This window comes from Alteromonas sp. ABD4_190, assembly GCF_056160105.1.
This window is the reverse complement of sequence record NZ_JBSWWN010000001.1, coordinates 777115-788777: the sequence shown is the minus strand read 5'-3', so window position 1 is coordinate 788777 and position 11663 is coordinate 777115. Positions and strand designations below refer to the sequence as shown.

General features: G+C 42.1%; 10 protein-coding genes. 7 read left to right on the top strand and 3 right to left on the bottom strand.

From position 1 onward, the window contains the following. The 3 genes from ACXAFM_RS03545 to ACXAFM_RS03535 all read right to left on the bottom strand — a co-directional run bounded on the left by ACXAFM_RS03545 (window position 1) and on the right by ACXAFM_RS03535 (window position 3322). Window positions 1-1083 (bottom strand): acyltransferase family protein, encoded by a 1083-nt coding sequence (locus tag ACXAFM_RS03545; RefSeq protein WP_474826901.1) that lies wholly within the window; start codon window positions 1081-1083, stop codon window positions 1-3. A 15-nt stretch (window positions 1084-1098) separates the two neighbouring features. Then, entirely contained in the window at window positions 1099-1917 is an 819-nt protein-coding gene (locus ACXAFM_RS03540; RefSeq protein ID WP_474826898.1) for a polysaccharide deacetylase family protein, read from the bottom strand. Between the two features lie 169 nt (window positions 1918-2086). Continuing rightward, window positions 2087-3322, bottom strand: coding sequence for a carboxylate--amine ligase (locus ACXAFM_RS03535; RefSeq protein WP_474833388.1), 1236 nt, complete (start codon window positions 3320-3322; stop codon window positions 2087-2089). A 21-nt stretch (window positions 3323-3343) separates the two neighbouring features. Between ACXAFM_RS03535 and ACXAFM_RS03530 the strand changes: the two genes are divergently transcribed. From ACXAFM_RS03530 to ACXAFM_RS03500, 7 genes are read left to right on the top strand one after another with little or no spacing between them, the layout of a single operon-like run. Further along, the gene (locus ACXAFM_RS03530; RefSeq protein WP_474826891.1) at window positions 3344-4462 is read left to right on the top strand and encodes a glycosyltransferase; all 1119 of its coding nucleotides are present in this window, start codon (window positions 3344-3346) and stop codon (window positions 4460-4462) included. 1 nt (window position 4463) lies between these two features. Continuing rightward, a complete protein-coding gene (locus ACXAFM_RS03525; RefSeq protein WP_474826886.1) occupies window positions 4464-5009 on the top strand; it encodes an arsenate-mycothiol transferase ArsC in 546 nt (181 codons plus the stop codon). Next, window positions 5002-6306 carry an O-antigen ligase family protein gene (locus ACXAFM_RS03520; RefSeq protein ID WP_474826885.1) on the top strand — a complete coding sequence of 435 codons (1305 nt, stop codon included), beginning with the start codon at window positions 5002-5004 and terminating at the stop codon, window positions 6304-6306. Before ACXAFM_RS03525 ends, ACXAFM_RS03520 begins: the two co-directional genes overlap by 8 nt. Then, a complete protein-coding gene (locus ACXAFM_RS03515) occupies window positions 6290-8050 on the top strand; it encodes a hypothetical protein (protein ID WP_474826882.1) in 1761 nt (586 codons plus the stop codon). The genes ACXAFM_RS03520 and ACXAFM_RS03515 overlap by 17 nt, the downstream gene beginning before the upstream one ends. A 2-nt stretch (window positions 8051-8052) precedes the next feature. Then, on the top strand, window positions 8053-9339 hold the full coding sequence (locus tag ACXAFM_RS03510) for a phenylacetate--CoA ligase family protein (protein ID WP_474826879.1): 1287 nt from the start codon (window positions 8053-8055) through the stop codon (window positions 9337-9339). Beyond that, a complete protein-coding gene (locus ACXAFM_RS03505; protein ID WP_474826877.1) occupies window positions 9336-10586 on the top strand; it encodes a glycosyltransferase family 4 protein in 1251 nt (416 codons plus the stop codon). Before ACXAFM_RS03510 ends, ACXAFM_RS03505 begins: the two co-directional genes overlap by 4 nt. Further along, a complete protein-coding gene (locus ACXAFM_RS03500; protein ID WP_474826875.1) occupies window positions 10540-11649 on the top strand; it encodes a hypothetical protein in 1110 nt (369 codons plus the stop codon). Before ACXAFM_RS03505 ends, ACXAFM_RS03500 begins: the two co-directional genes overlap by 47 nt. Window positions 11650-11663: the final 14 nt, after the last annotated feature.

Below are 11663 nucleotides of genomic sequence, written 5' to 3'. Positions count from 1 at the left end.
TCAGAATGCTTTTTGCATACTGAATTTTTTGCTCAAACGCTGACTGGGCGCCTCGATAAATTTATGTACGACGTGCGCTGAAATGATGCTAGCTACAATGCCCATAGCAAAGATCATTAGGGTCAAAAGCGGACTATTCTTAATAGGCAACAATCTCTCTAACACCGCAATAGTTTTCCATCCGAAATCAGGGTGCAATAAATATAGTGGATAACTAATTGCAGCTAGATATGCGAGTGACTTTGAATGAATAGTCTGCAGAGCATTGCAGTACCATAAAACATATAAAGCTAGCGCAAAGCCCGTACCCGCAAGGGCAAAGTATTTTACATGGATGAAGAGTAGGAACACGCATTCTATTGTCGACCACAAAATAAACATTAACTTCGCAAGTGGACGATTTAGGACGATGTTTGCAAATAAAACGCCAAAAACAAAGTAGTGCCAGAATGGCACAAACAGTCCGGGTAATAAATTGTCAATGAATTTGTAGTCGACCAGCAATGACCAAAACCCGGTGATAAGCAGCAGTAATACCATAAGTTCCGTATTGTGGGTTCTCGAGATGGCTCTACAGGCAGCCAAGCAAACAACGAAGAATAAGTAGAATTGGATTTCCAAGCACAACGTCCAATATACCACTGAGATGGAGTAGTCTATTTGAGCCAGATCTTGAATGTAAAACATGTGAAAAAGTACATCAGAAACCGACGGAAGCGCTTCATTTTCACTAGTGACCAGGTTCTTTGCGACCAAGAGTAAGATACTCAGCGCTATGCATACCCAATAAGTAAAATCTAATCGAATACTGCGCCGCAAGAAAAAGACACCTACATTACGAGATGTCATGCGGATGTTTTTAAGGCTGTAGGCAATTGCAAACCCACTTATAACGAAGAAGATAGGGACGCCAACAAAACCAAAGTCCATAAACGTGTTTAACCAGTCAAACAATAACGGGTCGAGTTGTTTTTCTAAACTTCCACTTAAGTGATAAAGAACTACCAGTAGCGCCGCAATTCCACGAAAAGAGTCTATAGATTCAAACCGGTTGGCAGCTTTAGTTTGCGTTGTGATACTCAAAATAGTGCCTTTAGTTTAAATCCATCCAGACATGCGAGCTTTAAACTTAATCTTGGTATCGCTAATGTCATTGTGTACACCAATACGCTTTAATTCGTGTGGGGTAAATTCATCTACGTGACCGCGCTTGGTTGTCACCGCTGCTTTATAGTGTTGCGCGACCAAATTCAGAGCACTGGCTGAATAGTCACCATTGGGGAAGCAAAACAGCTCTATTTCATTACCAAACCTAGCTTCAAGCCGTTTTTTGCTCATCACGACTTCATTGTGTAGGACACTATCTTCGGTAAAGTCATTAAGACGGCAATGACTTAAAGTATGACTACCTATTGCGATGTTCGCTTTGTTGAGTGACTGTTCGAACTCTTCTTCGTTCATCATTTCACGCGGTGAATCGCCTGTATCATCTATACTGGCAAGCCAAGAATAAATCTGATCATCGTTAAACTTTTTGAGTTCTTGAATCAAAGCGCTGACTGATTCGCGATTAAATTCGTTGGGAAGCCGTCCAAGCTGTTGTTGTAAGATATCGAGAAAAGCCTCATTTCTGTGGTCTGATAGCAGAAGCTTAGCTACTCTATTCGGCCAAAACTGAACGCCTTTACCGATATGTTCTTCAACTGCAAAAATAGTTGCTGGAATTCGTTTTTCCTGCAATAACGGAAACGCAAATTCAAAGTTATCGCGCCAACCGTCATCGAATGTAATAGCAACACAAGTTTGCTGTGCATAGTTGTCGCGGTTCTTTACCCAATCAGTTAAATCTACAACTTCAAGGTTACTTTGCTGCAATGTAGCTAAATGCAATGCAAATGTATCAGGAGTCACGATCATTCCTGGCTCTTCGAATCGAGTTCGATGGTCGTCAGCAGGCAGAACTCTATGATACATCAGAATAATTAAACGCCCGGGTTTATTTGTTGCAAAATGCCAGCCTACCGAGCCCGCTACCCAGACCAAACACGTTTTTATTAATTGTTTTAGAAAGTTCACGTAAACGCTATCACTTAAAATATTGTTTTAATTCGTACCAGGCTGGTCCAAGGTCACCCAAGCGGTTAACTTCATGTTTCCTATTGCTCATTCGAGGTGTCAGGAATCGTAACACGGCTTGTAGTTTTTCCGAGGTGTTTTTGTTCCTATCTTTCAATTGTAAATACAAATTATCGACATCACCTAAAAACCAGCGCAGTTGTTGCCCGGTTTTAAAGCTATTTACAGCAGACAGGTGTTCGTTAAGCTCACCCTCTAATAGCAGCATAGGAAAATTAACCCCACTATCAACGGATAGCTGTAATGAGCCCCACAAGCGGGTATTTATTTCCATTAAGTGCGGTGTGTTTTTTGCGTCAACTCGAAATTCTACCATTGCCACACCGTGCCACTTTGCATCGTCTAAGATCATAGTTGCGTAGCGTTTCATATCTTCTCTAACAGAGATGCTTTCGCTGAGCACACTTACGCCACCTGAAGGCGGTTTTTCTCTAATTCGTCGGTGAGCAAAAAATGCGATTGGATGGCCTTTATGATAGTAACAAAACAACCCAGCTCCAAAACCATCAATGAATTCTTGGAGCATAAAACTTTGTCGTTCTAAATAATCGTGTTCTAAAAAAATTTGCCTTAATTCGGCCTCATTACGTGCAACGGTTACCGTAGTATTAAGCCATTGGTCGTCAACCTTAATGCGCGACAAAGAAGGTTTTACAACTACAGGGTAAGCTATCGTCGACACATCAACATCAGCTGTCGAAGTGAAATGCTCAGAGTATGGTATCGGTACTCCTAACGCAGCAGCGCGCTTTGTCAGAGCTGACTTGTTGCTAATGTTAAGAACCGTTTTATATTGAGCAAAAGGCAAATGACAGGTCGGTAGTGCGTGTTTATTTTCTAATATAGTACGGCTTGTGATTTCAGTCACGGGCATTAAAAAATCAATATTGAATTTTTTAATTGCCTGAATCAGCCAAGCAATGAAAGGTTCAATGCTAACAGCTGGGTCAGGGTAAGTGATGTAGTCAGAACTGTACTTTGAGTGGCCTGCAAGTGCCTTATTTGAGGCGTCGGCGGTAATTACAGTGTATTGAGTGTGACAACCTATAGCACGCGTAGCTGCCAAAGCGCTGCGTTGATTTGCATCCAATACAAGTACTACTTTTGGTTCCATATTTCTGCGACTAAAATGATTTCTTGCTCCAAGCTTAATGCTTGTTATTCTATAGAACAATGTTTTAGTCATTCGCTTTCTTGTTAAACCCTAATGACCTTAAGAATTCTCCATTTAATTGATACTACTGGTCCTGGCGGAGCAGAGGATGTTTTTATCTCGCTCGCTAGTAAGTTACAGAACACTGCTGAATTTAATTTGGCCGTTTTAAAAGGAAAAGGATACGTAAACGATCAACTGCAGAAGCGCAATGTTAAAACCGAGATTATTCCTGCTGGCGGAAGTTTTAACGTCAAATTAGTATGGCAGCTAATGCGTTTAGTTCGAAAGCACAACATTACTATCATCCAGTCGCATTTACTTGGTTCTAACGTTTACGCGGCAATAGTAGGGTTGTTAACGGGCGTGCCCGTGGTTGCCACATATCATGGTATGGTTGATATTGCGCCAAATGAAAAGTTTAAGCGACTTAAGCTTTGGTTTATGCGCAAAGGTATTAGTCAATTTGTGGTGGTTAGCAATTCCTTATTTGATAAGGTGTTTACATCTGGTCTGCTTGTAAAAGAAAAAACACGTACAATTTACAACGGTATTCGCCTTGAGGATTACACCCTAAAGCGAGATAGTGATTTGCGCAGTCGATTAGGATTGTCAAAAAGTACAATAGTACTTGGCGCACTTGGAAATCTGAGACCAGCTAAACGCTACGACATTATGGTTGAAGCCTTTGGTAAGCTTCAAGCAGCGGGAGTTGATGCTGCCCTCGTTATTGGTGGAGATCCGCGACCGTCTATAAAATCTAAGCTAGATTCGTTGATAGCAGAAAATGAAATTAGAGACTGCCATTTTTTGGGGTTCATTGAGAATACGTCGAGTTACTTGTCGAGTCTAGACGGATTCTTGCTATCGTCCGACTCTGAAGGGTTTTCCATTAGCACCATTGAAGCAATGGCAAGTGGTTTACCACTATTAGCTACGCGCTGCGGCGGTCCTGAGGAAATAATTAGCGACTCACAACAGGGCGAGCTGGTTGACTGCAATACCGATGCGTTCGTTACAGGGTTAAATAGGCTAGTGACAAACATTAGAGCTGGGCATACAGTAAATACTGCAGGTAGAATACGGGTAGAAGAGAACTTTTCTGAACACGCCATGTTGACGCAATATTTGGATACTTATATGCAGCTCTTGAACTTAAAAAAAGAAGCATAACATGTTTACAGAGTGGATTGCCGATAACTACGGCTCTAAAACGGGGTTGTTGAGATACTGTCAATTCAACGCAAAAGCCTTGTTTGGCGCTTATAAAACGAACAGTCGTTCTCGCCAACCATTTAAAAGACTTATTTTCTTGTGCAGTGGTAATATCTGTCGTTCACCTTACGGAGAAGTTGTCGCTCGGTCTCTAGGTGTTGAATCTATTTCTTTTGGTTTGCATTGCCGAGGCGGTGACCCTGCAAATGAACGTGCGGTCGCTTATGCTGCAAAACGCGGGCTTGATTTATCGGGCCATCTTTCACAGCACATCAGCCTATATGAGCCTCAAACCGGTGACCTCATGCTGGTAATGGAACCTTCTCATTTACTTCAATTACAAGCACTAAATTTAGGTGTTGAAACCCAGTTTATTGGAAGTTTCGCCAAACCTTCTACGGTTTATCTTCATGACCCGTATAATACGAACGATATATTCTTTGAGCACTGCTTAGGAATAATTCACGACGCCGTTGAGAATTTAAATAGGATAAACCGTGAGTGATGTGAAAGCGCCTGCCTCGTTAGTGGAACAATTTTTTTTTGTAAAAATCAAAAACAGTTGGCAATTTTTTAAAGCTGAGTCTTTTGCATTCAAATGTGTTTGTTTGTACTTGTTTGTCGAATACTTTCGTCCGCAAGCAATATTCCCATTTTTAGATTTTATACCTTGGGCTCAAGTGTTCCTTACCGGAGCGTTCCTTGCCGCATTTTCAGATCCAAAAGCAAAATTCCGCATGGATCCAATGCATATTTATGTTTTGCTTTTCAGTTTTGCCGTGCATGCGTCTTTCTTGGTGGCGTATAGCATCGAGTGGTCGCAGCGTTACTATATTTTCTTCATACAATGGATTGTTATTTACTTCCTTATTTGTTGGATAGTAACCACCCGAGAACGTTTTTTTATCTTTTTTCTTATCCTGTTTTTCTGTGCTCTTAAAATTGCAGCTGGAACGGCGCGCATTTGGGTTATGCGTGGTTTTTCTTTCACGCAGTGGGGGCTCATGGGGCCACAAGGTTATTTTCAAAACTCTGGCGAATTAGCGGTATTGATGGTTGTGCTTTTCCCTTTAGCAATTTACCTTTATCTTGACCACAAAGACTCGTGTAAAACTTGGGAAAAGTGGATTTTAATTGCTGGATTTGTCTGTCCTATTCTAACGATTTTGGGCAGCAGTAGCCGTGGCTCCCAAGTGGCATTGGCGTTACAACTCATATTCCTATTTTGGCGCAAAATCTTTAATTTAAAAGTACTTATTTCCGTAGCTGTTTTGACCTATGGTGTGCTCACATTGTTGCCAGATGAGCAAAAAGAACGGTTTACGTCTATCGGTGAAGATAAATCATCACTTCAAAGAACGTTGTACTGGAAAAATGGTTGGGAAATGATGACGGAACACCCCATTTTGGGGGTTGGCTTTTATAATTTTATTCCATATTACAACGTACATTATCCTAACGATAGGCTCTATGGGACTGCGCAACTACCGCATAATATCTTCGTTCAGGTAGGGACAGATGCCGGCTTTACGGGGTTGTTGTTTTACATGGCTATTATTGCCCTTGCGCTTACGCGAAGGTTAAAAGTTAAATTAGATGAAACCAAACCAGATGAGTTATTGCTATTCTCAATTTGGAAAGGATTGCGTCTTGGGATATTTGGTTTTGCAATTGCCGGTCAGTTCGTCACTATTGGTTACTATCCGTTTTTGTGGATTTCCATTGCATTTCAAACGTCTTTATTTTTAATCATTAATAATCGTATAGCCGATAAGGGTAAAAGGAATGCCGTGCGTCGATAAAGGATTTTTGATCATCATCGGGGGGAAAGCAAGGTCGCCCGAGCTTTCGTCTAGTTTTCAAACGAGTAAGCGCTACAACGAAGCCGGGTTGTACTTTGACCAAGGCTCTAAAAATAGGCATTTAGAATTCACTGAGACTGCTTTCAATCTCTATCTAGGTGACCGTCATTTAGGTAGTGACGATTCTGCTTACACGTGTATACAAGAACAGTGGTCGCCAACACAGCATACGGGAACCTTGATTAGTTTTGACGCTCCGCGTGGTTTGCTGAACATACAGTCGGACTTTTTAGGCAGTGAGCCTTTGTTTTACGGTTTAAAAGGTGGGGCACTGTGGGTGTCAAATCGTATTGAGAACTTCGTGCGTTACGGCGACTTTGAGCGCGACTGGGCCGGTGTCTTCACCTTTATAAACGATGCGTACACTGTTGGGGAACGTTCTCTGCTAAAACACGTTTTCTTGCTGCGCCCTTTGCAACGAGTAACTTATTCCGCCGCCGCGGAAAGGTTAGAAAGAACGAACCTTGACTATTGGCAGAGCGATAATGAAGCGAATGTGGAATCGGCTCTAGATGCAGTAGACGAACGTTTAAACCACGTATTGTGTAATAGCCCGCATACTTCCTTAATGCTTTCCGCGGGTTGGGATTCACGTTTGTTGCTGTCTTCGAACCCAGAGCGAATAGTTCACACCTACACACATGGGCATCTCGCTAGCCGCGAAATTGCTATCGCATTTCAATTGGGTGCGCCGTTACAAAAGTCGATGTCTTTTGTACCTCTTGAAAACACCCCATTTGGTCGAAATCAAGTGCTGGAAATGCTAGCGCAGTTGGGCTGCGCGTTGTTTCCACACTGGTACTACGCCAGTAGTATGCAGGACTCAAGCTCAGAAGCTCCTCTTAGTGCAGGTTTAGTAGTCGAGCATATATCGGGCCACTACGGTTACAATAGTTTAGGTAACAACCACTCCCGCTTGGTAGCGTTTTTTAATACAATTTTGCGACCGAATGTGTATGACAAAATTGGTAACGACGAAGCGATTACACTGCTAACCCCATTGTTAAGCAAAGGGTTTGTTAAGCATCCCTGGTGTTGGATAAAAGAAATTGATTCCGCCACTTTACGGGCAGATTTTAATCGCGATGTTGAGCAAGTTTTACAGAATTACACGCAGCACAAAACGTCGGGGCTGCATGAGTTAAGTGAACGCTATCGGTTGGAACACTCAAGTCGGCAATTTTTTGCATTGCAAACTAAGACCGCCGAAAACTTTATGGGTTATCACCACCCCTATGCAGATTCACGATTGGCAGAGCTGGTCTTACAACTAAAATTCAGGCACCGAGTTAATTACAAAGTGAGTCAAAACCTTGTGAAACGACGAGCTCCGAAGCTATTGAAAGTTCCTATGGCGGCAACTTTGGTTAATGCTGAGCGGCCAATTTTAATGCAAGAGCTTTCGCGTTTCGCAAGAATTTCTTATGAGAAGGCGAGTAATACAATATCAGGAAAAGTATTGAAAGGGTTGGGGTGGAACAATTTTGATTTTCTCTTTAGTTACGACACATTCCATGAATACATAGATTTGCTGGTGGATGATATGTGGGATAAAACGGCCATGCATGCTTTTGTACAACGTGCCGCAGTAAATAATGTTGATGCTTATTCGGTGCTAGAAGTGTTAACTAAATATCTTACATTAGATTTTCGCCTAAACCCCAGCGCTTACGAGTTTAATTAGTTATGTGGTCTCCATTTGCAAAAGTAATATTTTGGTTAGGTGCTAGCAAGCGCAACCCGTCTCTGCGTAGCATACTCAAAGAACTTAAGGGCACTGAGTCACTATCTAGAGACGAATTACATGCGCTGCAGTTGAAAAAACTAAAAAAACTCATTGAATTGGCGTATCAATATAGCCCTTACTACCGGCAGCAAATGATAACGCATGGTTTACTGCCTAGCGATATACAAACCTTGGATGATCTTAAACGTTTTCCAACCATTGATAAGTCTACTCTTATTACGCACAACGCCGAGATACATACCGCTTTTCCGTTTAAGAAGCGAATGCTTGCGGAAACCTCTGGAACCAGTGGGGAATCTTTGGCGTTTTATCGAAATGAAGAGTGGGACTCGACCAACCGAGCCAACGTTATGCGCAGCTATGCTTGGTACAACGTAAATGTTTGGGATAAGAACGGTTATTTTTGGGGCTATAACATCGACCAAACCAAAGCCTTTAAAATTAAAGTATTGGATTGGTTGCAAAATCGCATGCGTATATTTCGGTACGACGATGCCTCAATAAGTCATTTCGCTAAACAATTGAACGGGGCAAAATTTTTGTCTGGCTATTCATCAATGATTTATCAGATAGCCAAGAAAGTAAATGACTTGGGCCTAAAAATTGAAGGCATAAAGATGGTAAAGGGTACGTCTGAGATGATTTTAGATGCTTATCAACCGAATATCGAGAAAGCGTTCGGTAAAAAAATGATCAGTGAGTATGGCGCAGCTGAGTCAGGCCTTATCGCTTTTGAATGCCCGCATGGCAGCCAACACATCTGTATGGAAACGGTTATCGTTGAAGTTGATGATAATAGTGAAATTTTAGTGACGAATCTGGCTTCGTTGTCTTTTCCGATTATCCGCTATCGACTGGGAGATTGCGTAAAGCTAAGCGAAGACATGTGTTCTTGTGGTCGACAGCATCTAGTTTTAGATGAAATACTGGGCCGAAAGGGTACCTCTATCAAAGGGAATGCAAAAGAATATCCTGCGCTAACCTTTTACTATGTGTTTAAAAATTTAGCGTTAGAACATCATATTTTAGTTAATTACAAAGTAGAACAGCATAAGCTTGGTCACGTCAATATTGTGCTTGAGAGTGTGCCATCGCCTGAACTTGAAAACTTAATTGGCGAAGAAATGCAGAAATACTTTGCTGATGATTTGAGCTACTCCTTAACCTACACCAGCAAATTTTCAGAACAATTAAAAAAGCGTCAGTATTTTGAGAGCTTCTTATGACAGGAAAAAATTCGAACACCAGAAAACGCGTGCTTTGGATAAATCATTTTGTTCCTTACCCAGCGAAAGGCGGACTGTTAATAAGAACCCATGGGTTACTCAGCACTGTGGTTCAAGAACATGACGTAACGCTTCTATGTGTGGTACAACCACGGTTAATAAAACCGTACTTTAAAGATTTAGAGTCGGGGCTAAAAGAGGCAAAAAGCTTTTATCAGAGCCAAGGCGTGAATATAGAATTTTTTGAAATGCCGTCTGAGAAAAGCCGCTTCTCAAGGCTCCAAGTAGCATTCACTTCTCTATTTTCGCGCAAGCCTTACTCGGTACGCTGGCTGCATTCGCCAAAACTTGCAGCGCGCTTGAAAGCACTAGGCTCTGAATCATTTGACTACGTGCATGTAGATACGATGGGGTTAATGGCAATGGTCCCTGAGGTGAAACACGGTACAAAAGTCACGGTTAATCACCATAACGCCGAACACGTTATGATGGCGCGTAGAGCAAGTAAAGAGTCTAACTGGTTAAAGCGTTTGTATTATCAGCTTGAGAGTAAAAAAATAGCGCAATTTGACAGCTACTACATGCAAGTAGTCAAATCGCATATTGTTTGTAGCCAAAAAGATGAGCATAGCTTGAAGGAACTTGAACCCAGCCTAGCAATAGAGGTTGTGCCGAACGGCGTTAGTTACTTACCAGCGCCGAAACGACAGCCAGCCGTAGGTCGCTTATTGTTTGTAGGTGGTTTAGACTGGTACCCAAATACAGATGCTATATTATTTCTGCTTGATGAGGTCTGCCCACGTTTAAACTCCCTGAGCGCAAAGGTGCACATTGATATTGTAGGCAAAAATCCTTCGGCTGAAATTGTAGAGAAAGCAAACGCTTTCAACTTTGTAGAGCTACATGGCTACGTAGACGATATCGAACTTATGTATGCCAACGCACAAGCGTTTTTATGCCCCTTGCGAGATGGGGGAGGAACAAAGTTAAAAGTTCTTGATGCGATGAATCACGGTTTACCTGTTATTGGGACCGAGATCGCATTTGAAGGGATAGCTGTTGAAGATGGTGTAAGCGGGTTCATAACTGAAACAGCTGAACAAATTTGCTCTGTTGTAGCATCAATTATCGACAACGTAAATTTCTCTGAGCGTGTTGGTAGTAAGGCACGTACACTTATAAAAAATAGGTACGACTCTAATGTTATTTCAAAAAATTATGCCAAAAAAATTACGCAAGCCAACTAGGCTAAACTATCTACTTGCTGCGACTGCACTGCTTGTTACTGCCGCATATGTTCACGGGCATGAATGTGAAACATCAACGCCTAAAACTGCATCTTCCACTCCTTTGACTGCCATTGACTTTCAAGTAAACAACTTATTTGAAGTCAATGAAGGAGTGGTTGATTGGTCAGGTAGCCACGGCGGTATAGTTCAAGTTCCCAACTCTGAATTGCAAGGCGTAAGGTTTAGGTATAAAGCTACAGATATTGATCGGGACTCAACCAGCGAATTTAGATATACCATTTACCAGCCTCTTGAGCATAGCTGGGAGTATTTAGTCTTTCGCCAACCTGTAAACTTCTACCACAGAGAATCTGTCCTCCTCATTGCGCCATACGCACTGAGCAGAAATGAGTGGCTGCCTGGTGATAAAGTTATAACAGATAAAGGGGTTCGAGGGATAGTCGCTAAACTTGATGGGGAGCGTTTATTCATTGCGGACAATGAACATCGTTATGATCAAAACTGGGGCGCTGGGCGGATAATAACAAATCAGCGCAGCGGCGTGTCGTTTGAGCCTATTGATAGCAAGGGGCAGCCATCAAACAATAAGCTATCGACTCAGTGGCAAGGGCAGTACTCCAATGCGGGTATGACATTAGAAACTAAAGCCATTCCACCAGGTTTTGGCGGTGAATTAGGCGTGTCATACTGTCGCCCAACAATCAACCGTTCTGGCTCGCATGAGGGTATCGGTTATATTAAAAATAAGATTAATGACAATCAAAAAGCCATATGTTTTGACCCCGCAGACAATGGCAAGGTTGTGGAATTTGTTGTTGAGCGAAAACGCTCGGCTCATATTCAAGATAAAACAGGTGGCTACCGAATTTGGAAACGTGTTGAGGGCGAAGAGTGGGCGTTAATTTTTAGTAATATGACGCTACTTGTATTTGATGAAGTAAACAATTCCTTTGATAAGGGCTATGTAATGGGCTGGTCAAACAGCGGCTATAACGAGCAGACCGATTTCTATTTGTTGGGCTGGCAATTGTGGGATAGTAAACCTACCTTCTTACCCTAGAGGGCAGACTGGTG